The organism is Rhodococcus sp. NPDC076796, assembly GCF_040702765.1.
GTDB lineage: Bacteria > Actinomycetota > Actinomycetes > Mycobacteriales > Mycobacteriaceae > Rhodococcoides.
In genome coordinates, this window is record NZ_JBFBMS010000004.1 from 611,890 (window position 1) to 633,739 (window position 21,850).

22 protein-coding genes are annotated in these 21,850 nt (G+C 63.9%); 6 read left to right on the forward strand and 16 right to left on the reverse strand.

From position 1 onward, the window contains the following. The first annotated feature begins 46 nt into the window (after positions 1–46). From AB0366_RS16865 to AB0366_RS16880, 4 genes are read left to right on the forward strand one after another with little or no spacing between them, the layout of a single operon-like run. A complete protein-coding gene (locus AB0366_RS16865; protein ID WP_366244905.1) occupies positions 47–1,636 on the forward strand; it encodes a GMC oxidoreductase in 1,590 nt (529 codons plus the stop codon). Positions 1,637–1,674: 38 nt separating this feature from the next. Continuing rightward, positions 1,675–2,952, forward strand: a complete 1,278-nt coding sequence (locus AB0366_RS16870; protein WP_366244906.1) for a lipase family protein — start codon at positions 1,675–1,677, stop codon at positions 2,950–2,952. Beyond that, entirely contained in the window at positions 2,937–3,224 is a 288-nt protein-coding gene (locus AB0366_RS16875) for a hypothetical protein (protein WP_366244907.1), read from the forward strand. Before AB0366_RS16870 ends, AB0366_RS16875 begins: the two co-directional genes overlap by 16 nt. Then, positions 3,211–3,957, forward strand: coding sequence for an EAL domain-containing protein (locus tag AB0366_RS16880; RefSeq protein WP_366244908.1), 747 nt, complete (start codon positions 3,211–3,213; stop codon positions 3,955–3,957). The genes AB0366_RS16875 and AB0366_RS16880 overlap by 14 nt, the downstream gene beginning before the upstream one ends. Positions 3,958–3,991: 34 nt before the next feature. Here AB0366_RS16880 and AB0366_RS16885 read toward each other — a convergent pair whose 3' ends face one another. The 6 genes from AB0366_RS16885 to AB0366_RS16910 form a co-directional block, all read right to left on the reverse strand. Then, a complete protein-coding gene (locus tag AB0366_RS16885) occupies positions 3,992–4,381 on the reverse strand; it encodes a DUF4234 domain-containing protein (protein ID WP_366244909.1) in 390 nt (129 codons plus the stop codon). Between the two features lie 255 nt (positions 4,382–4,636). Next, positions 4,637–5,071 (reverse strand): GNAT family N-acetyltransferase, encoded by a 435-nt coding sequence (locus AB0366_RS16890; RefSeq protein ID WP_366244910.1) that lies wholly within the window; start codon positions 5,069–5,071, stop codon positions 4,637–4,639. A gap of 16 nt (positions 5,072–5,087) precedes the next feature. Beyond that, positions 5,088–5,804, reverse strand: coding sequence for a TetR family transcriptional regulator (locus AB0366_RS16895; RefSeq protein WP_366244911.1), 717 nt, complete (start codon positions 5,802–5,804; stop codon positions 5,088–5,090). A 46-nt stretch (positions 5,805–5,850) separates the two neighbouring features. Continuing rightward, on the reverse strand, positions 5,851–6,636 hold the full coding sequence (locus AB0366_RS16900) for an SDR family oxidoreductase (RefSeq protein WP_366244912.1): 786 nt from the start codon (positions 6,634–6,636) through the stop codon (positions 5,851–5,853). Beyond that, positions 6,633–7,625 (reverse strand): NmrA family NAD(P)-binding protein, encoded by a 993-nt coding sequence (locus tag AB0366_RS16905; protein WP_366244913.1) that lies wholly within the window; start codon positions 7,623–7,625, stop codon positions 6,633–6,635. Before AB0366_RS16905 ends, AB0366_RS16900 begins: the two co-directional genes overlap by 4 nt. A 166-nt stretch (positions 7,626–7,791) precedes the next feature. Beyond that, positions 7,792–8,769, reverse strand: coding sequence for a bile acid:sodium symporter family protein (locus AB0366_RS16910; RefSeq protein WP_366244914.1), 978 nt, complete (start codon positions 8,767–8,769; stop codon positions 7,792–7,794). Positions 8,770–8,968: 199 nt separating this feature from the next. Here AB0366_RS16910 and AB0366_RS16915 point away from each other — a divergent pair, with 199 nt between their 5' ends. After that, positions 8,969–9,376 (forward strand): hypothetical protein, encoded by a 408-nt coding sequence (locus AB0366_RS16915; RefSeq protein WP_366244915.1) that lies wholly within the window; start codon positions 8,969–8,971, stop codon positions 9,374–9,376. 102 nt (positions 9,377–9,478) lie between these two features. Here the strand turns inward: AB0366_RS16915 and AB0366_RS16920 are convergent, their stop codons facing one another. From AB0366_RS16920 to AB0366_RS16965, 10 genes are all read right to left on the reverse strand, one after another. Next, positions 9,479–10,507, reverse strand: coding sequence for a hypothetical protein (locus tag AB0366_RS16920; protein WP_366244916.1), 1,029 nt, complete (start codon positions 10,505–10,507; stop codon positions 9,479–9,481). 5 nt (positions 10,508–10,512) lie between these two features. Further along, positions 10,513–11,628, reverse strand: coding sequence for a glycosyltransferase (locus AB0366_RS16925; protein ID WP_366244917.1), 1,116 nt, complete (start codon positions 11,626–11,628; stop codon positions 10,513–10,515). Beyond that, the gene (locus tag AB0366_RS16930; protein WP_366244918.1) at positions 11,625–12,770 is read right to left on the reverse strand and encodes a polysaccharide biosynthesis C-terminal domain-containing protein; all 1,146 of its coding nucleotides are present in this window, start codon (positions 12,768–12,770) and stop codon (positions 11,625–11,627) included. Before AB0366_RS16930 ends, AB0366_RS16925 begins: the two co-directional genes overlap by 4 nt. Next, positions 12,767–13,837: a glycosyltransferase gene (locus AB0366_RS16935; RefSeq protein ID WP_366244919.1), complete on the reverse strand. Its 1,071-nt coding sequence runs from the start codon at positions 13,835–13,837 to the stop codon at positions 12,767–12,769. The genes AB0366_RS16930 and AB0366_RS16935 overlap by 4 nt, the downstream gene beginning before the upstream one ends. Continuing rightward, on the reverse strand, positions 13,837–14,442 hold the full coding sequence (locus AB0366_RS16940) for an acyltransferase (protein ID WP_121871195.1): 606 nt from the start codon (positions 14,440–14,442) through the stop codon (positions 13,837–13,839). Before AB0366_RS16940 ends, AB0366_RS16935 begins: the two co-directional genes overlap by 1 nt. Continuing rightward, positions 14,439–14,651: a hypothetical protein gene (locus AB0366_RS16945; RefSeq protein WP_366244920.1), complete on the reverse strand. Its 213-nt coding sequence runs from the start codon at positions 14,649–14,651 to the stop codon at positions 14,439–14,441. Before AB0366_RS16945 ends, AB0366_RS16940 begins: the two co-directional genes overlap by 4 nt. Further along, a complete protein-coding gene (locus AB0366_RS16950) occupies positions 14,648–15,643 on the reverse strand; it encodes a GDP-mannose 4,6-dehydratase (protein WP_366244921.1) in 996 nt (331 codons plus the stop codon). The genes AB0366_RS16945 and AB0366_RS16950 overlap by 4 nt, the downstream gene beginning before the upstream one ends. Next, a complete protein-coding gene (locus tag AB0366_RS16955) occupies positions 15,640–16,773 on the reverse strand; it encodes a glycosyltransferase (RefSeq protein WP_366244922.1) in 1,134 nt (377 codons plus the stop codon). Before AB0366_RS16955 ends, AB0366_RS16950 begins: the two co-directional genes overlap by 4 nt. A 432-nt stretch (positions 16,774–17,205) precedes the next feature. Beyond that, positions 17,206–18,696: a cellulase family glycosylhydrolase gene (locus AB0366_RS16960; RefSeq protein ID WP_366244923.1), complete on the reverse strand. Its 1,491-nt coding sequence runs from the start codon at positions 18,694–18,696 to the stop codon at positions 17,206–17,208. Between the two features lie 141 nt (positions 18,697–18,837). After that, a complete protein-coding gene (locus AB0366_RS16965; protein WP_366244924.1) occupies positions 18,838–20,259 on the reverse strand; it encodes an O-antigen ligase family protein in 1,422 nt (473 codons plus the stop codon). Between the two features lie 111 nt (positions 20,260–20,370). On the opposite strand from AB0366_RS16965, the gene AB0366_RS16970 reads away from it, so the two are divergent. After that, a complete protein-coding gene (locus AB0366_RS16970) occupies positions 20,371–21,846 on the forward strand; it encodes a polysaccharide biosynthesis tyrosine autokinase (RefSeq protein WP_366244925.1) in 1,476 nt (491 codons plus the stop codon). The last annotated feature ends 4 nt before the right edge of the window (positions 21,847–21,850 follow it).

Sequence of the window (21,850 nt, forward strand, 5' to 3'; positions counted from 1 at the left end):
GTGACCCGAGTCTCGGTGCGTGCGCATCCGCGACTGTGGGGGGAACGTGTCGAAGCTGAATCGTCGGTCATTTCTGGGCGCTACTGCGGTTGCAGGCCTGGCTGCAGTGGCGGGTACCGGCGTGGCCCGCGCAGCCACCGGCTCCAGAACTCAGGTTTCGCTGACCCGTGAGGACCATCGCGTCGTTGTGATCGGATCGGGATTCGGCGGTGGCGTCGCGGCGTTGCGTCTGGCCGAGGCCGGCATACCCGTTCTGGTGCTCGAGCGCGGAAGGCGTTGGCCCACAGGGCCGAATGCGAATACCTTCCCCAACGCGACCGCGCCGGACAAGAGAATGCTGTGGTACGGCTCGAGCCCCAATCTGTTCGGTAGGCCCGTTCCGTTCGATCCGTACGTCGGTCTGCTCGAGGCCGTCCCCGGCGACAACATGACCGCGCTGTGCGCCGCGGGTGTCGGCGGCGGATCTCTGATCTATCAGGGAATGACGCTGCAGCCGTCGCAGGCCGTGTTCGAGACACACTTTCCGATCGAGCTCGACTGGACGAGGTTGAATGCAGTCCACTATCCCCGGGTCGCGCGGATGCTGCAGCTCGCGCAGGCCCCGGACGAGTTGATCGACACTCCCAACTATCGAGCGGCGCGGGTATTCGCGGACAGTGCGCGTCGAGCGGGGCTGCCGGTGTCGAAGATTCCGATGCCGATCGACTGGAACTACGCGCTCGACGAGACGCGCGGGGTGATGACGCCGTCGTACACCAACGGTGCGGGCGCGTTCGGAGTGAACAACGGCGGTAAGCACTCTGTCGACGTCACCTACATCGCGGCCGCTGAGGCGACCGGTCGGGCAACCGTGGCAACACAGCACAACGTCACGTATGTCGAGCGCGCTGCCGACGGCCGCTGGGTCGTCCACGTGGACCGAATCGATTCCGACGGAACGGTGTTGGAGAACAAGATCCTCACCACCGGTGCACTGATCATGGCGGCGGGAAGCCTCAACACCACCAAGATGCTCGTCCGCGCGAGCGCCACCGGAGCCATTCCCGATCTGCCGGACGAACTCGGGCAGGGCTGGGGCACCAACGCCGACCGCATCTACGTGTGGTCCAGTATCGAGCAGCAATTCGGTGCGCCGCAGGGTGGTCCGGTGGTGTTCGGCAGCTTGAACTGGGACGACCCGCGCACTGCACACACCGTCATCCAGGCATCGATACCACCACTGTCCTTCGACGCCCGCAGCACCATGCTCGTCGGCTACGGAGTCAGCAACGGGCGCGGCCACTTCGGCTACGACTCGGCGCGAGACCAGGCCCAGCTGCACTGGCCGGCCAACGGCGACTCCGTCATTCAAGACGGATCCATCGACCCGACGGTTCGTCGCATCGCCGGTACCGGCAGCATTCTCACCGACACCAATGCGCTGTTTCCATCCACCTGGCATCCGTTGGGCGGGGCCAACATGGGCCCGGTGTGCGACCTCGACGGCCGCGTACACGGCCAACGCGGACTGTATGTGCTCGACGGTGCCCTGATGCCCGGCAACACCGCGGCCTGCAACCCGTCCATGACCATCGCTGCGCTCGCCGAACGAGCACTGGACAACATCGTGGCTCGCGACCTCGGCACCGTCATCTGACACTCGGAAGAAAGAGACCGATGTACCCGTATCGCACCATGATTCGTGTTCTCGTGGGCACCGCACTGCTGGCATCGTCGGTGACCGCGCTCGGTACCTCGACTGCGCACGCCGATCCCGTCGACGACTTCTACGTGCCACCTGCGCAACTCGAAGACAATCCGGGGTCCGTCGTTCGGACGCAACCGATGTCGTTGTTCGCCGCTCTGCCAGGTGCGGACGGGGTGTATCCGGCGCAGGCGCAGCGCGTCATGTACACCTCCCGCACGCAGGACGGTGCGCCCGTCGGGGTGACGGGTACGTTCATCGACACCGAGGTGCCGTGGCGAGGTGCGGGCCCGCGTCCGACGATCGTCGTGGCACCGGGCACGATGGGTCAGGGAGACCAGTGCGCACCGTCGCGAGCCTTCCCGACCTCGATCAACGCTGTGACGCAACCATTGTCGATCTCGTTCAACCAGGAACTGTTGTCCTCGGCGCTGTGGGGGTCGATGGGCGCGAACGTGTTCGTCACCGACTACATCGGATTGGGAACGCCCGGTATCCACACCTACGTGAACAGGCCGGAGCAAGGTCATGCGGTTCTCGACGGTGCCCGCGCCGCACTCGAACTCGCGGGTGATGCGGACGCGCCCATCGGAATCTGGGGCTACTCGCAGGGCGGTGGTGCCGCAGCGGCCGCCGCCGAACTCGCGTCGGAGTACGCACCGGAACTCGATCTGAAGGGAACGTGGGCCGGCGCACCGACGGCAGACCTCCTGGATGTGTTGGGGACGGTCGACGGCACCCTGATCGGCGGTGTGATCGGCTATGCCCTCAACGGTTTCATCGAGCGGGACCCCACGTTGAAGCCGCTCGTGGACAGCAGGCTCACCGATCACGGCAAGGCGGTGCTGAACGAACTGTCGACCGAATGCATCGGCGACACCATTCTCGAGCATCCGTTTCTGCGCACGGAGTCGTTGACGAAGGACGGCAAGTCGATGCTCGAGAACCTTCGCGCCATTCCCCAGGCCGGTGACATCTTCGACGAGCAACGCATCGGTCGACGTACACCCAACGCTCCGGTGTTGATCACCAGCGGAATCAACGACGACACAGTGCCGTACGGCCAGGCCCGGCAGTTGGCGGACGACTGGTGCGGTCGCGGTGCGACCGTGCAGTTCAACAGCAACCCATTGCCGCCGATTCTGCAGGGTGCGGTGTTGCCGAACCACTTCGGGCCGCAGCTGATCGACGGCTACGGTGGAGAAGCTGCCCAGTTCTTGATGGACAGGTTCGCCGATCGTCCCTTGGCAGCATGTACTTTCGACTGATCATCGACCGCTGGCGATGGCGGAGGATGCGAGAGTTCCTTCGGCGCAACCGTATCGACGGCGCGCTGAGCGCCGCGCAACGGGTGAACGACTATCTCGCCGTTGCCGACGCCTTCGGCCTCACCTGGCCTCAAAACGAGACGCGTCTGCACGCACTCCTTCTCGGTTTCGGAGAGTCCGATCCCTCGGCGGTGAGCGGGTCGATCAGAGGGAGTGCGGTGTCGGTGACACTCTGCCCGGTCATTCCGTTGCGGGCCCGTGCTACCGACTAGGGACGCCTCCCACCGGCGACACGTATCGCGTCGCATCCGGGCCGTCATCGACTCGGGTGGTCCGACCATCGTCTTTCAGCCGATCGTTCGCGCGGTCGACGGCGCGATCGAGGGATACGAGGCTCTCTCACGCTTTCCGGAAGGCGGCGGCACCACCGAGAGTTGGTTCGCGGACGCCGTGTGCTGTGGACTCGGGGCAGCTCTCGACACGTCTGCCGTCATGAATGCCCTGAAGGAGTCCGCTCAGCTCCCGCACGGATCGTTCCTTGCCGTCAATCTCTGTGCCGCAACACTACTGGCCGACTTCTCGTTGGTGGGACATCTCGTCGAATTCGGGCAAAAACGGCACCTGATCGTGGAGATCACCGAGCATGCCACCATCGACGACGAGGTCGGGGTGCTGGCGGTGCTGGCCGAACTCCGACGCGGCGGCGTGGACATCGCCGTCGACGATGTGGGCTCGGGCTACGCGGGTCTGCGTCACCTCGTGCTGCTCGAACCCGATGTCATCAAGCTCGACGCATTCGTCGTGCACGGCATGAGGGAGAACCGGATCAAGATGGTGGTGGCCGAACTGATCCTGGAATTCGCGCGAAAGACCGGCGCGCGCTGCGTGTTCGAGGGCATCGAGACCGACGAGGATCTCGATGCCGCCACGTCGATCGGGGCGGACTTGCTGCAGGGCTATCGACTGGGTCGCCCTGCAGCGATGCATCAGTTCACGCGGGACTGACTGTCGACCGGTAGTCGAGAAGCGTGACACACGGTCAGGCAGCGAGAGGGACTACCGTTCCCTGCTCGACGTCGTTGTATCGCGCCGTGATCTTGTTCAGCTCCATTTGGTAGTACAAACTCTGCAGTCCGAAGACGAAGGTAAGCAGAAGCCCCACGACCGAGCTGCATGTCGGCTGGAGACCGGCTGCGCGTTGGGCGTCGGCGATGCGGTTTCCGGTGTTGTAGTAGCTGATCAGGGGCGCGATGATCGTCCAACCGAGAAGGAGCAGGACCAGCAGCGGCCCGGCGACGGGAGCGTTCACCTTCCGGCGGTCGAAGTCGGCCATCTCGCGATGAATGAGGTAGTACCAGACGAAGTGGTAGATGCCCAAGGTGATGAGCGGCAACAGAATCCAGACGACAACGGGATTGCGTCGCTTCATCGCAATTCCTTGGGCAAAGGGACTCGCCATGATGCTCCCGACGTCGATCCGACACGATTCCGCCGCAATCTCGCGGCCAGGACGATTCTCCCACGACGAGGGCGGATTGTGTCCTGCAACTTACGCTCTACTCGACACCGTCGTGGCGGGAATCCCGCCCATCGAGCCCGAAAGGGGAGCGCATAGTGCATAGCCATCTCCTTGGGGGTCACGATGACGGCACCGAGAGCGCCGGTCCGCCAGTACGACGCAGACTCAATCGGCGCGGGTGAGCATCTTCACGTGCGGGATTCCCGCTTCCTGGTACTGCTCTCCCACTCGAATGAATCCGAAGCGCCCGTACCAGTTTTCGAGGTGCGCTTGCGCGGAGATTTCGACCACCCCGGGGTATGCCTTCAGTGCGGCCTCGACGAGTTCTCCTGCATAGCCGCGGCCACGACCCTGAATTGCGGTCGCGACGCGTCCTATATGGACCGTGTCGTCGACGAGGACGCGCAGCGTGGCCAACACCTCCCCGCTCTCGTCCTGGATCCAGAACAACTCCGTTGTCGGAAGCAGATCTGCACCATCGAGTTCCGCCTCGTCGACGATCTTCTGTTCGTGTACGAACACCTCGACCCGAAGCGCCATGATGCGGTACAGGGTGCTCGGGTCTACGCCTGCAAGTGGAGCATGGTGGAGATTCGACATGGAGGTCCTTCTTCGATCATCGAGGTGGGATCAAGAGGTGAACTCTCTCGACCAGGCCCAGTGCGGTGTCGGCATCCACGCCTTCGAATACTGCACTGTGTATCCCCCGCATGGCACCGGTGAGCAGGTGGGCTGCAGCGAATACATCTGTGTCGCTGTGGATTTGCCCTGCTTCCACGGCGGAACGGAGCAGCTGGGCGATCGCGTCGACGAAACTGTCGTGCCAGCGTTCTGCCGAGCCCTCGGATCTCGGTACTCCGAGATTGCGGAACAGGACGTGGGTGCGTGGGGTGTCGTAGATGCTCGCTGCCGCGATGCGAAGAAATGCCTGCAGCTGCTCGAGTGGGGTGCCCGGCCACGTGGCGGCCGCCGACTTCTCATGGATGCGGCCGATCAGCACCGTGGCTGCGTCGTCGACGGCGGCCTGGAAGAGCTCACGTTTGGTGGGAAAGTGGTGGAACGCGGTTCGCGGTGCGAGACCGCATCGGAGAGCGACACTTTCGATCGTGATGTCCGCGTAGTCCGCGTCCTGCAGCAGTTCCTGGGTGGCCTCGATCAGTCGAGCCGCTGCGGGCCCGGGTTCGTCGGTGGCCGAAGACCCGGCCCAGCGATAGAGCGTCGTGGTGTGGATGCCCAGCGAGGTCGCCACGTCCGCCGGGCTCTCGGAACCGCCGAACGCACGGGCGACCGCTTCCTGCCGATCGGCGAGTGTGAATCTGGAGACCCTGGCCATGTTCGTGACACTACATTCCTCGTCGGGTGCCGAGTTCGGCCCGAGCCTAGTGGAGCATCCGCGCGAGGGTGGGCAGTAGAACTCGCGCGGGGACCAGACCCGCTGCGATGGCCTGAACAGTGTTTCGTCGGCCCGAAATCACCTGCGGGCGAGACCGTCTGGCGTCGAGTGTGCGCATCGCAGTAGCAACGACCTCGGTCGGGGTTTGGTAGGTGCCGGCTGCTGCAGCGGTGTCTCCGATGACGTCGAAGAATTCGGTGCGGGTCGGGCCGGGATTGAGCGCGAACACTCTGACGCCGTGTTGTCCTGCTTCGTACCACAGGGACTGGCTGAAACTGAGCACGAATGCCTTGGCGGCCGCGTACACCGCGAGTGACGGGACGGGCTGGAACGCAGTCGTGCTGGCGACGTTGACGATGGTTCCGTCCCCGCGGTCGATCATGTCCGGGAGAAACGCCGAGCAGATGTCCACGACAGCGCGGATGTCGACGGCGATGAGGCGCTCGAAGTTTTCGGCATCGCCGTCTGCGAACGGTCCCTGTACGGCGAACCCTGCATTGTTGACGACGAGATCGATCTGCTCGGGCACGGCCTCGCGCAGTCGGCGTCCGCTCGCTTCCTCGGACAGGTCCCAGGACACTGTGCGGCAACGGATTCCGTGGGTTTGCTCGAGCTCCTTCGCCAAGGCGGTCAGGCGGTCTTCTCGTCGTGCGACGAGTACGAGATCGGAGCCTCGGGCGGCCAGTGCTCGGGCGAACTCGGCACCGATTCCCGAGCTTGCACCGGTCACCAAGGAGCGGCCCGGCCGGTAGTGAGAATCTCGGCGGTTCATCGGTCCGAACCGACGGGCGTGCGCCCGAGCTCAGCGGCCGAGCGTCGTGCGAACTCCTCGTACGACGTCGGAGCGTGACCGAGCAGAGTCGGAAGAACCGTCAGGTCTCCGGCCGGGAGGCCGTGGCCGTCGTAGTGGGTCATCATCGTGCGGTACGCCTCGCGTGCATCGGCGGGCCAATTCTTCATGTCACGAGGGTTCGACGCGGCCTTGGCACCGCGCACGAGGTGGCCGATGGAGTTCAGTTTCGTCGATTGCACTGCATGCCCGACGACCGAGGCGAGTGCGGGAAGCACGTTCAGTTGGTTCGTCAACGACGATGGGGGGATCCGAATGGCGGTGACCCGGTGGCCCAGCACATCGGACCAGATCTGAGCCATCTCGTGTCGTGTCAGTTCCACGGTGGACAGGTCGTAGACGCGCCCGGTGTGCGGTGTTGGGTCGATGAGGATGTTCGCGGCTGCTTCGGCGACGTCGGCGACATCGACAACGCCCATCACGCTGTCCGGTGAAACCGGGTACGGCATGACTCCGGCCTGCAGGAATTCCCACACTTCCAGGTAGTTCTGCATGTAGTGCGACGGTCTGAGCACCGTAGTGGGGATTCCGCTGTTCCGCAGTATTCCTTCGGCGATGTCCTTCTGGTGATGGTGCGTCAACTGATGCAGGTTCGGATGGATCACGGAATGGAAAACTATGTGCTGCAACCTGTTTGCTGGTCCCAGTTCGATCAGGTGATCGATGATGGGCTTCTCGTCGATGATCTGGGTCGGTGCTGCGTGGTACAGGACGTCGGCCCCGGCCAAGGCCCTACGAAGCGTGTCCTCCGATCTGAGATCACCTACGACAACCTCGACGGCTCCGTCCTTGCGGGTGGTCGCAGCTTGCGCGCCGTTCTTGACCACCGCCCGCACTGGCACGTCCTGCAGGGCGAGCTGTCGGACGAGCAAGCGGCCGACACCACCCGCGGCACTGGTCACTGTGATCATGAGGCCTCCTCGATGGTGAGCTCGGCGGATGCGGAGCGTTGTTGCGAATATTGCATAGTGAATGCAGATAACGCAAGGGCGCTGCGACCCCCAGAACCGAAAAATCCGGTGCAGCTGACCGCGCTCAGCGCGGCTAGCTGCACCGGATTCGGAGTGGAATCCAGCCTCAGTCGGTGGTCGTGCGTGTCGACTCCACTGCTCGGTCGGCCGGCTGCGGTTCGATCGAACGCCGCGACCAGTAGCTGGCAAGTAGTGAGCCCGAGACGTTGTGCCACACCGAGAAGATGGCCGCGGGCAGGGCTGCCGCGGGGCTGAAGTGCACCGATGCCAGAGCCGCGGCCAATCCGGAATTCTGCATGCCGACTTCGATGCTGACCGCGCGTCGGCTGGCGACGTCGAGTCCGCATGCCTTGCCGATGCCGTACCCCACGGCGAGTCCCAGCGAGTTGTGCAGCACGACGGCCAGGACGATGAGGGCTCCGATGGACAGCAGTGTCGGTGCACTGGCGGCAACCACGAACAGCACCACCGCGGTGATCCCCGCCACCGAGACCAGCGGCAGAGCGTCGAGCATGCGATCGATCACCGCGGGAAACAGCAGGCGCAGAACAACTCCCAGTACGACGGGAACCAGCACTATCTGCAGGATCGAGACGAACAACCCGCCCGCATCGACCGGCAGGAATTCACCGGCGAGCCAGAGCACGAGCAGTGGCGTGAGAACAGGTGCGAGCAAGGTGGACACCGACGTCATGGCCACCGACAGCGCGGTATCGCCCTTGGCGAGGTAGACCATCACGTTGGACGCAGTGCCGCCCGGAGCCGATCCGACCAACACCATCCCGGCGGTCAGTGCGGCAGAGAGGCCGAGCAGGTTGGCGATGCCAAGACCGAGTAGCGGCATCGCGAGAAACTGCGCGGCCACACCGAGCAGCAGTGCCCACGGTCGTCGGGCGACAACCGCGAAGTCGGAGAGCCGCAGCGTCATTCCCATGCCGAGCATGATGATCGACAGCAGCCACGGAACGGCCGGAGTGCCGCCGCTGAACGTGTCGGGAGTGATCAGGGCCAGTGCTCCTGCGGTCACGACGATCAGGGCGAACCACTTGCCGGTGAACTCGCTGATGGATTTCAGCTTGGGCATGCGGAGTCTCCTGTGCGGTCGGGGCACGGCCCAGGGCGGGCGCGCAACCCACCGAGCCTAGCGGCAGCCTCGACGGGCAGGTGCTCACGTTGCAGACACTCGAATAGAACGAGACCAATCGGACTCGTTCTGGCAGTATCAACCTTGACGTGAACCGCTGCCGGCCACAACCGAAGGACGACGAACGCATGACGCCACCGTGAAGAAGCTCTCGACGGTGGCATTGCTGATCCTGTTGGGCGCAGCCGGGACGTACAACGGACTGTCGTTGGTCTCCGACCCCAGCGGGCGGTCACTGGGCCTGAACGTCGGAATGCTCCCTGAATGGCATACCTGGGACTACCGCATATCCGGGTTGTTCGTGCTGATCTTCCTCGGTCTCGGACCGTTGATCTGCGTGGCTGCCGTGCTCGTCGACGCCTCCGAAGCTGCCGTGTTCGTCGCATTGGTGGGGTTGGTGACCATCGCGTGGGTGGTGTGGCAGATCGTCGTACTCGACATCGACGCTCCGCTCGCCCAAGTTCCCCTCACCCTGTTGGGGGTTGTGTTGACCGCCCTCGCAATCGGCGAATTCCGTGCGCGTGCCCGCGATCGGAGCCGGCAGTAACCGGACCTGAGCGTTCAGTATCGAGTCGAGTGCGCGGAATCCCGCGTGCACGGTGCGATCGTGAACGGTGAGGTGCGCTTCGCCCGCAAAAATTGTCGAGCTCTACGAACCCCGCACCACGTCGTAGGCCGGCTTGGGGCTGAAGTCGGTGCGCAGCAGACCGTAGTTCTGCTCGGAATCGGCGGGGTCGGTGCCCGAGTCACGCAGCGAGTGCACGAATACCGGGCCGACGTACGGCAGCGACGACGCCTTTGCCAGGCTCGAGCCGATGATCGCGGCCTGTGCGTCCTCGGTGACGGCCATTGGTCCGTTGCCGGTGGGTGCGCCGAGTTCGGTGATCCAGATCTTCTTGCCGCCGTCGCCGTTGGCCACCATGGTGCCGTAGGCCTGATCCACCTGTGCCCATTGTCCGTTGGGGTCGTTCTCGACGGTGAAGGGGAAGGTGTAGGGGTGCATGGCGACGGCATCCATGAATCCGCCGGCTCCGGCGGCGTACATCTGCTGCAGGAAGGTCACCGGCGCGGTGGTCCAGGCTCCGGCGTTGATGGTGGTCGCCAATCCGGCGCTCAGCACGGTGGCTCCGGCGTCGGCGTTGTGGATCGCGGGGTAGGCCGCACGCAGCATGTTCGTGTAGCGGACGGCGTCGACGGGTGCGAAGAAGGTCGGGATGTTGGGCTCGTTCCACACCTCGTAGTGGTCGACGCGTTCGCCGAGGTGCGCCGCTGCTGCGCCGGCGAATGCGCCGAAGGCGTTGGGATCCAGGGGAACTGCGCCGGGCAGAGGTGAGGCGATGCCACCCTGCGCCCATCCGGGGGTTCCGCCCAGCACGGCCAGTACCGAGTAGCCCTGCGCCGTCGCAGCGTTGATCACGCGATCGGTGTTGCCCCAGTCGAAGACGCCCGGTGCTGTCTCGATTGCCGCCCAGTTCACGACCACCCGTACCCACGATGCACCGATGTCGCGTCCGGCACCGAGTTCGTTGTTCAGCGTTGCGTCGTCGAGCGTCAGAAACGGGGCTCCGCCGGTGAATCCGAGTCCGGCAGGCGGGGCCGCGTGTGCGACGGGCGTCGAGAGGCCGACGGCGATCGCGGCGGCTGCGGCAACGGTGAGCAGACGGGAGCGGAGGGTCATGGCGATCATCCTAAGGTGCTCGTGAGCGGGGCGCTGATCAGTGCTTCGACGGTGGAATGGGGCACGCGGTCGTTCCAGCGCGCGGTGTTCAGCTCGTAGATGCGCTCACCTGCCTTGACGGCGGCGGTGCGGTCGAGCAGGTAGCGGCGGCATTCGGCGACGAACTCTTCCGCGTTGTCGAACGTGGGTAGCTCGAAAGTCGAGTCGAGCGATCCGACGGCCGCCGAGGTTCCGACGACGGGTAGTCCCTTGCTGGCTGCGTCGAGAATCTTGACGCGCACGCCGCCTCCGGTGTCGACCGGTGCGATCAGAGCTCGGCAGGTGCCGAGGAATTCCTGCAGATCGTCGACGAAGCCGAGATCGCGAACTCCGGCAGGGTAGACGGGATCTTTGGCACCCGGGGCCTTCGCACCGATGATGCACAGTTCGGCACCGTCGATGCCAGCAGAGATCGCCGGCCAGTACTCGAGCGCGATCTTGAAGGCTTCCTGGTTCGGCGGCCAGTCCCGAGTTCCCATGAATACCAACCGTTTCGCGGTGGTCGACAGGTCCAACTGCGGTGCGGGTTCGAGAGTGAGGTCGATCCACCGAGCGCCCCGAACGCCCTTGCTCCGGTACATCTGCGCTTCGTCGGCATCGTAGGTCCCGACGGCATCTGCCGCGCGGGCGACGCGGATCTCGTCGTGCAAAATGCGTGGTGCTTCGAGGCGGCCGATCAATCCGCGCGTCACCTTCCACACCTGCGACTCGGTGTTGACGGTGTTGATCGCGAACGGTGACCCCAGCTTGGACGAGCGGAGGAAGGATTCGGCCATGTAACTGTGTTCGGCCACATACACATCGGAGATGGACGCGTCGATGGCGTCACGCAAAGCATCGACGTCGTAGCGTCCGTGCACCACCGAGCGCGTCGGCCGGACCGACTTCATCAGCAAACCCACGTCGACCTTCGGCTTGGGGACGCGTACGACGTCGGGGGCCACGTCGGTCTCCTTGGACAGGCAGATCGAACGCACCTCGTACGCCTCGCGGGCGAGCTGCATCATCAAGCGAGACAGTGCGATATCGCCGCCGTGCTCGGTGACGGGGTCTTTGGACAGCAGGAAGGTCGCGCGTCTCATTGGGGTACCTCTTCTTTCACCGGATGCCGATACAGGGCGCGCATGAACCAGACGAGCAGTACGGCATCGGTGACCACCGAGGCCACGGCCGCCCCGACGGCACCGAATGGGAACAGGCACAGGACGAGAACCATCTTCAGCGGTGCCAGCGTCGCTGCTGCCATCACTCGTGTGCGGTCGCGGTGCTGCAGGTAGAGCACCGTGGTGAACACGTGGTTCATCACTCGCATCACCACGAATAACGACATCACCACGAGGGCACCCGCGACCTGCGGGGACGCCGGTGTGAAGACGAGCAGCAGACCGGCTATCAACAGCAGTGAGCCGGCGGCGCAGCCGAGAACTGCGGTGTGCTTCAAGGCCGGTCCGGCACTGACGAGCCCGTCTGCTGCGCGCAGCTTCTCGTGGAAGGTGTTGCCGAAGGCCTGGCCGATGAAGGCCACTGCCCAGGCCGTCACTGCAGCGACGGAGTAGTAGCCGGCAATGGTGGAGTCGGTGAGGAAGCCGAGCAGCAGCACGTCGCCTTGGATGTAGACCGCGTTGGCGAGGTTCTCCGAGAACAGCATCGACATCTCGCGCCACGATCCGGGGATGCGCGGAGCAGCGACGCGCGTCCGGACGGCGGCCAGCACGGCGATGACGAAATACGGTGCGGCGTAGAGCAGGCTCGCGACAGTCAGATTCGGGTCGGGCACGGCGAACAAGTACGCCGTCGCTAGCGCGATGGACGTGGCTTGGCGTGCTGTGTCCAATCGCTGGGTGAGGTCGGGGCGGCCGTCGCGCAGTGCCCTGCTCTTGTAGGCATTGAACACCAGCTCGCCGCCGCCGATCACGAGGGCGAACCAGGCGATGTAGTTCACCTGCACCAGGCACAGGCCGCCGACGATGAGAACGGCCCCGACGAGCACGCGAGTAGTGCGCTCGCCCAGAAACTCTCGTTCGGTCACGCGGATCGAGCGCACGGTGAAGGGGTGATCCAGTGGTGCTGCGATGATCGCGGCGAGGGCGAAGGCCATCGCGTACTGGCCGTAATCGGAGATTCCCAGCTTAGCGATCAGCGCGATGGTCCACAGCAGGCCGATGCCGCGGCCGCCGTAGGTCCACAGAGCAGCGATTCCGGCCTTGAGCAGATTGCCGTTCATTGCGCCGCCCACACGGAGACGAAGTCCTCGACGACGAGCTCTGCGGTGTGGGAGACGCGAAGCGCCTCCACTTCGCGTCGAAGTTTGCCCAGCGCAATCGGATCGGTGATGAGGTCGGCGGTGGCGTCGGCGAGTTCGGCGACACCCCCGTCGACCACGAGGGCTCCGCTGTCGGACTCGGCGAGAGCGCCGACTTTCAGGCAGGTCACCGGGGTCTGATACGCGATTGCTCGCGTCACGACCGAGGACGCGGGGAACGCATCGCCGTAGATACTCCGTTTGCCGTAGGGCAGGACGAGTGCGCGGATGGACGCGAAGAAGGCATCCTCGTCCGGTCCGTTCACCTCGCCGAGGATCTCCACGCCGTCGACGGGGTCGAGCAGTTCGGTTCCCCGGCCGGCGATGCGGATCGCGATGTCGCGGGGGAGGCTGTCGCGAAGTTGCTGGATCTGGTCGAAACCTTTGCCGCGATAGACCAATCCGAAGAGCCCGACCGCCAGCGGCCGCTCCTCGGCGGGGGCGATGTCGGGGCGCGCGGGAACGAAGAGGGCACTGGCCTTGGCTGTGGCGTCGGGATACTCGCGCGCGAGTGAATCAGCACCGGAGCGGGTGAGCGCGAACAGTGTTCGGCTCCCGGCCACCCGGCGTTCGAGCGAACGCCATGCCGACCGAAGTGGGTAGTGCAGGCCGTGATTGAGCACTTTCTTGCCCGCGAGGAATTTGGTTCGCGCGGGCCACCAGACCAGTCCGGGCGGGTCGTGCACCGTCGCAGTCACAACCGGGTCGCCGGTGAGTCGGGCGGTTGCCCAGAACGGCATCACCGAGCCGCCGCTGAGTTCGCAGTGCACGATGACGCGACCCGGATCGGCGTCGACGAGTTCCTGAATCGCTTTGCGGTGACGCAGAATATCGCGCGCCGAGTGCGATCCGGGTCCCTCGTGGCGATACTCGATCACCTCGGCGAAGTGTGGCCGCACGGCGTCGGCGAAGTCGTCGGCATAGTCGCCCACGCCGCCCACTCCGGATCGGGGGGCGACGTAGACGAGTCGGCAGTCTCGCAGGATCATCAGTAGAACAGTGGCCGATACTTGGGGCGGTAGGCGAGTGCCTCGGGATCACGCATCGCTCGCACCTTTGCGGGCACACCGGCAACCACTTCGAGTTCGCCGACGTCCGATCGCACCATCGAGCAACCACCGACGACGGCACCGCGGCCCAGGGTCACACCACTGAGAAGTGTGCTGCGACTGGCGATCCACACGTAGTCGCCGATGACGCAGGGCTCGAGGATCGGTGTGAACTCGGGGGAGTTGTGGTCGTGGTACCCACCGATGATGTGGGTGTCGCTGGCGATGACGACGTTGCTACCGATGGTGATTCCGCCACGGGCGTCGAGCATGCACCGGAACCCGATGGCGCAGGCGTCACCGATGGTGAGGCCCTCGGGATCGAGAATGGTGGTGCCGCGGAAGATCGAGGTGTCCTTGCCGATCGTTGCACCGAAGGCGCGCAGAAAGTTCTGCCTAATCCAGTGTGACGGAATGTAGGTCACGATCATGTTGAAGCCGAGTGTGCCGATGCGATTGCGCAGCTTCCGCTTGAATGTGATGTCCTGCATCTTGTAGTTCGACACGTCGTAGATCTCGTTCTCGGGCTTTTCCACCGCTGTCATGCTGCAATCTCCTCGATCGTGTCGAATTGAACTGTCGCCACGATAATTTCATTGATATCGCTGGCAGGTTCTGCGCCAAACACGTCCTGGGATCGGACTTCGTTGGCCTGGTTGGCCCAGCCGCATTCGAGCAGCAGCTCCGAGAGGTAGCTGCCGTCCTGCCCGGCCGCTCCGGTGATCAGGGCGGTCGGGTGGGGCCCGGCGTTCACGCGATCTTGACGGTGTTGGCCGATTGTTCGGCGAGATCGTGCTGCACCATCATCGAAACCAGTTCGGGGAAGGTCACCTTCGGCTTCCAGCCCAGCGCACTGAGTGCCTTCGTGGAATCGCCAACGAGCAGGTCGACTTCGGCGGGCCGGAAGAAGCGCGGATCGATCTTGACGTAGCGCTCCCAGTCCGTGATGTCGACCGCTGCGAAGGCGTGATCCAGAAGTTCTCGAATCGAATGCGTCTCGCCGGTGGAGATGACGTAGTCGTCTGCCTCGTCCTGCTGCAGCATCAGGTACATGGCCTCGACGTAGTCGCCGGCGAAACCCCAGTCGCGTTTGGCGTCGAGATTGCCCAGCGAGATCTCGCTCTGCAGACCGAGTGCGATGCGCGCGACGGCCTGGGAGACCTTGCGGGTTACGAATTCCGGTCCACGCCTCGGTGATTCGTGATTGAACAGGACGCCAGAGCTGGCATGCATGCCGTAGGACTCACGGTAGTTGATCGTCATGTAATGGCCGTAGACCTTGGCAACACCGTACGGAGAGCGGGGCCAGAGCAGTGTTTCCTCGCGCTGCGGCACCTGCTGGACCTTGCCGAACATCTCCGAGCTGGACGCTTGGTAGAACCGGACCTGCTTGCCCGCTACCTGCTCGTACAGTCGGGTGGATTCGAGCATGTTCAGCACTCCGCCACCGGTGACGTCGGTGGTGAGGCGGGCGTTCTCCCAGGAGTACGCGACGAAGGAGACGGCTCCGAGGTTGTAGACCTCGTCGGGGTCGGCCACGGCGAACGCGCGCATCAGGGCCGACAGGTCGAGTAGATCACCGTGCAGAATCTGGACCTGGGGTAGCTCCCGTTCGACCATGGCGGCCTTCGGATTGTTCTGGCCGCGAATCAAACCGAATACGGTGTAGCCCTTGCTCAGCAGCAGCTCTGCGAGATAGGGGCCGTCCTGTCCGGTGATTCCTGTGATGAGTGCGCGTTTTGTCATCGCGACGCCGTCCTCTCCCTATGTCCTGTGTGGATCTCCGTCACTGCGGAAATGAGCTCGGCAGCGAAGCGTTCTTCGCTGAACTGCTCCACGTGTGCCTGGATCTTCAGTGGTTCCCAGGCCGTCCGTTCGAGAGCGGTGACCGCGTCGCGAATCGAATCCGGTTGTGGCTGATCGAAGTACACCCCTGAGATGCCTTCCTCGACCGTGTCGAGAAAGCCGCCCCAGCGGAGCACGGCGCTGGGCTTGCCGTGGTAACCCGCTTCGATGGGGGTCAATCCGTAATCTTCATAGCTTGCGGCGATCAAACCGTTACACCCTCGGTAGAGCCAGGTCATCTGGCCCGATGTCAGATCGCTGAGCATGAGAACGTTGTCGGACTTCAGCTTTCGCAACCGGTCGGCCTCGGGGCCGCGGCCGACGACGATCAACTTGCGGTCGGTGCCGGCGAATGCGGCCATCACCTTGTCGACGTTCTTGTACGGCAGCAGCCTGGAGATGCACAGGTAGTAGCCGGTGCCGTCGAGCCACGTCGCTGCCTCGGGGATCGACTGTGGTGGTGCGGTCTCCACGGTGAACGGGGCAGGCACCACCGTCGACGGGATGCCGTACGCGTCGGTGATGCGCTGCTGTATCACCGTGGAGATGGCGAGGTAGCGATCCGCAGACGCTGCGGCTCGCCGGTCCCACCGGCGCAGCGGCCACGAGAGAGCTTTGAGCGCAACGCGTTTGGCCGGGCTGCGGCTTTCACCCAGATACATCTGCGATTCGTACAACCAACGCGCAGGTGAATAGCAGTAGACAAGTTTGCGTCCGGAGGTGTGGAAGCCGTGCGCCCAGCCACTGGTGCTGGTGAGCACCACGTCGGCGTCGATCTCGATGGACGAGGATGCGAAGGGCAGCAAGGGAAGTGCGGCGCGGTGATTCTTGCGCAGAAAGCCGACGCGGTTCAACGTCGACGGGCGCACGTCGAGTTCGGAGAATTCGGGGAACGTCGTGGACGGCTCGAAGAGCGTCGTGTAGATGGGGGCGTCGGGGAAGGCGCGGGCCATGGCCAGGACGACCTTCTCGGCACCGCCGCGCTGGGTGAGGTAGTCGTGCGCAATCGCGACGCGGAGGCCGTCGGTCATGTTGCCACCCGAATGCGATCGAATGAATTCAGCTGTGACACAACACTATCTGTCTTCATGAGCCACCCATCGTGTCGGTCCGTACTCGAGTGGAGCTGGGGACATCCCGCACGCCGATAGACGCTCTGACGTGCAACGGTGCACGACGAGAGCGTCGAGTTTCAGGCGTCCCCCCGACGAGACGTGCGAACACTGGACATAATCCTGCCACGAAGAGTCATTCGTTCGCGCTATATGAATATCCGTTTCGGCAAGAAATAGATAGCGTTAAGTGAGGTGGTTCACAAAGCAAAATAATTGATCGGTAAAACGAAACCGCGCCTTTGCGTAGAGTTAACGTGGCCGCAATGAAGACGCCGAGAAATGGGCGCACTTCACCCAATCAAAAGGGGCGTGCGGTTTGTGAATTATCAATCAATCGATCGAATGAATTCAGCGGGTGACGGTCGCTCCCACGTACGGTGTCCACGTGATCGTGCCGTACTGGAACGTCACCCGTACGCCGCCGCCGTACTGTGGCATCTCGTCGCTCGTTGCGGGCCCCAGGGTGGGATCCCAGGCGCTGAAGATGCCGCCACCGATGTTGCGGGTACCGCCGATGGCGGTGGAGAACACACGAAGGCCGAACGGGCTGTCGAAATCCTGGTACGTGCCGTTGAACGGCGTGGTCGGGAGAAATCCGGTGGCGCGGATCGATTCGGCCACAGCGCGAGGAACGGCGACGAAACCGGTCGGCATCTCGTAGAGAACCGCGTCCTGCCGGTACTGCGCCCACGTATCGCGAACGGGGAACACCGGTCCCAGTACCGCTCCGGAGTTGTTCGGAGCAGCAGCGAATCGGTTGTATTCGGCAGTGTGTGGGATGTTGTTCTGCAGCAGGCTCATCAGGCCCCACAGCGCCGGCTTGGCACCCCAGTTGCTCTCGAGCAGGCCGAACGTGTCTTCCGGATCGTTGCTACCGGTCGCCTTGTCTCGCATCGTGTACAGGAAGATCGGCCCGGTGTAAGGCAGCTCGCGCCACTTCTGGATGAAGTCGGTGATCATCGCGTTCTGCTGATCTCCCGACACCGCGGTGGTGGGAACGCCGTACTCGGTGGCCCAGATCTTCTTGCTGCCGTCGCCGTTCGCGACCATGGCCGCGCGCATGTCCATGACCTGCCGGGCCGGTGAATGATCGACGTAGGGGCCTTCGGAGAACTTCAGCGAGTATTGATACGGATGGTAGGAGAGGGCGTCGAAATTGCCTGCTGCTCCCGCGGCGTACATCTGGTTGGTGAAGTCGACGGGGTTGACGATGCCCCAGCCCTGTTCGGCTGCGCCGAGGACTCCGCCGACGACCGTCGCAGCCGAGTCGGCCGCCTTGATCTTGGGGTATGCAGCCTTGAGCAGGTCGGTGTAGCCGGCCGCGTCGGGTTGCGGCCCGTAGAACATGGACCCGTTGGGCTCGTTCCAGATCTCGTAGTCGGCAACCTTGCCCTTGTAGCGGGCGGCGACCTTGCCGGCGAAGTCGCCGAACGCTGCAGGCGAGGCCGGGCGGGTGCTGATGGGTTGGTTGACCGGGGAGGTCGCCCACGGCGGGGTGTAGGCGATGATGCCCAGCATCGAGATGTTCGCTGCTCGAAGCTTGTTCACGACGCGATCGACGGCCGTCCAGTCCAGCTGATTCTGGGTGTATTCGACGCTCGACCACGGAATGGCGATACGCATCGAATTGACGCCCATTGCCGCCATGAATTGCACGGTGGTGTCCAACTCCGCGTCCGAGGCCCACAGCAGTCCGCCGCCGTCGGAAATGCCGACGCCGGGTGGATTGGGGGCCGCTTCGGCGCGTGATGGGCCGACGAGGTGGTCGGGCGAAGTGACTATGGACGTGACTCCGAACGAGAGCCCGGCAGCGACGATCAAAACGGTTGTCGCTGACATTACTGCGCGAAAGCCACCGCGAAAGTGAACCATCTTCAATTCTCTCCACCAGGGGGTCCGTACCAACATTCGACGGGCCGGTTCGGGAATCATTGCACCTTCAATGCGGTTTTGTACAAATCACAAAAAGCGGACCGATAATTATGAAACTGCTGGTCGAGTACCTTCGGCCGAAAGCAAGCTTTTCGTTTTCGTATCCTCGATGTTGTCGCCATCCGGACTGGTTTCCGTCGTTTTTTCCCACGCGTAGACGACGAATGCGAGCATCACGGAAAATGTCGCTGTGGTGGAGGGATTGCTGACGACGGGAAAGTCGAGCTGCAGCGCGACCACCGAGAAGCCGATGAATGTGCCGCCGTAGAAGCCGAGTTCCCAGCGTCCCGATCGCAGCATTCGGTAGCCCACAACGGCACCTGCGACGAGAATTGCGGTGAAGGCGAGGCCGGTGAAAATGCCGCCGCGGTAGACGGTCAACAGCGGCGAGTTGGCAACGAAGTTCACCTCGAACGCGGTGGCCGGATCGACGAATTCGGGCCGGCCCCAACCGAGGCCGAACAACCAGTGGCCTTGCATGTGACCGGGGAATTCGGCGAGTGCATCGCCGCGTGCGCTCGAGCCGGCGTCCTCGTTGCCGAAGGACGAGAAGACGCGGCTGCGCACGCTGGGTACTGCGAGCGCTCCGATGAAGGCCGCTACGAATGCGCCGACGATTGCCAGGCGTTCCCTGGTGCGCAGTTGTTGGAACGCGAACATCAGCAGTACGCCGAACACCACCGAGAACAGGGCTGCTCGCGACAGCGTCAGCACGATCGACAGGAACAGCAGAGTTGCGAGCGCCGTACGCAGGTATCCGCGCAACAACAGGATGCACAGCATCAGTGCGAGGACGAAGCCGATTCCGGCTGCGTTGGGGTCGATGTACGTCCCTGCCAGGCGAACCGAGGTGGCTCCGGTGGGGCTGTAGACGAATCGCGTGCTTTCCTCCTCGGCGCCGTATCCGAGGATCGACAGGTAGCGAATCAGCTTGCCTGCGGGATCGCCGACGAAGATCAGCAACGCGAACGCAGCTGCGGCCGATGCTGCGTAGACGTAGATCCTGCCGAACACCGCCATTTCGTCCCTCGGCATCCGCAACAGGCACACCACCACGAGGGTCGAGATCAGCCATTTACCGAATTCGAAGAAATCGCCGAGTCCGGTCGCCGTGACGACGACCGACAGCGCGGACAGAACGATGAGCGCAATGACGGTCGTTTCCGGCCATGTGATACGGCTCACTGCTGTGCGGTGAATCACAGTGGCGAAGATTGTCGCGACACCGAACGTGAAGACCAACGGAGCGGGTGTGCCCGGTACGTAACCGAAGGGGAGCGCCCCCAATGAAAAGGCAAGAGCACGAGTCAAATACAGCGGATGACGTAGGCCGATGTACGCTCCCACAGTCAGCGCGACGAGGGCGAATGCGCCCAATTTCGCTGGAGTTCCGCCGACGATCATGGCGAATGTAACGAGAACGGGGATTGCCACGATGGCGACCCATCCGACCCGCTGCGTGATGCTCATGGGTCCTGATGTTGTCACGCTTTCATCTACTCGCAACATGTACGCCGTGCCGAATCCTTCGCTGCGCTTTATTCTTTCCCCTTGACCGACGGTTATTCGATAGGAGCACTCGTGGAGATTCGAGAGTATTGGCGGATCCTTCGTGCGGGTTGGTGGATCGTCGCTCTCGCGACGGTCATCGGCGTCGCCGGGGCTTATGCCTACACGTTCTTCACGACGCCGCAGTATCAGGCGTGTGCCCGTCTGTTCGTCACCACCGAAGGTGGCAGTTCCGTCGGTGAGGCGTACCAGAACAACCTGTTCTCGCAGGAACGCGTGTCCTCCTACGCCGGGTTGGCCACCAGTACCCAGGTTGCGCAGCGAGCCGTCGATCAGTTGCAGCTGCCGGGGTCCGCGGCAGATCTGCGTTCCAGGATCACGGCTACGCCGATCGAGAAGACGGTGTTGCTCGACCTGTGTGCCACCGATGCCGATCCCGCGGTTGCGCAGGCACTGACCAACGCCGTCGCCGGGCAGCTGACGCAGGTGGTGCAGGAACTGGAAACATCGCAGCGCGGCGGTGATCCCGCGGCCGGTGCCACCATCGTCGATCAGGGCGACGTTCCGTCGGATCCGATCGGCATGGGCCTGTTCGTCACCCTCGGTCTCGGAGGCGCTATCGGTTTCGTCGTCGGCCTCGCCCTCGCGCTGCTCCGTGGCCTGGTGGATCGCTCGATTCGCGATCGTTCACGCGCCGAGGACGTCTCGGGCCGCGTCGTACTCGGAGGCCTCCCTGCCGACGGGACGCGACCCAAGGCTGTGGTGGCGTCGATGGCGACGATGGGTGAACCACTGCGCATCCTGCGCACCAACATCCGGTTCCTCGGCGGCGGCTCGCCCCCACGCGTCATCACGATCACCAGTGCGGCTGCGGACGAGGGACGCACCAGCACGGCCATCGATCTCTCCGCCGTTCTCGCCGAGGCCGGGCACACGGTGTTGCTCGTCGGCGGCGACTTACGAAGCTCGACCCTGGGCAGCCGCTTGGGTATCGAACAGGACAGTGGCTTGTCGACCGTCCTCTCCGGCGAGCACAGCGTCGAGGATGCAATCCAGAAGGACGTGTTCGACGGTGTGTCGGTGCTTCCTTCGGGCCCGGTGCCGCCGAACCCGAGTGAGTTGCTCGGATCGGACCGCGCCCAGGAGCTGCTGAAGGAGCTGCGCGCCGACTACCGCTACGTCATCGTCGACACCCCGCCTCTGCTCGAGGTCACCGACGGCGCGATTCTCACTGCATTGGCCGACGGCACAGTGGTTCTCGCGCGTACCGGCCGCACCACGCGCGACAAGCTGCGACGTGCGATCAAGGTGCTCGACGGTGTCAGCGGAACCGTACTGGGCGTGGTGACCACCTTCGAACCCTCGGGTCGACGCCTACTCGGTGGCAACTCCGCATCCTCCGAAGACTCCAGCGAAACACCCGCTGCCGCAGAAAGTTCCATTGCCCCGTCCACGGAAGAAGCTCCGTCTGCGCCTGCCCACTCCGTCGCTGTCAGGCCGAAGCCGGCAACGAACGACTCTGCGACCTCCTCGGCGAGCAGAGGATAGCTTC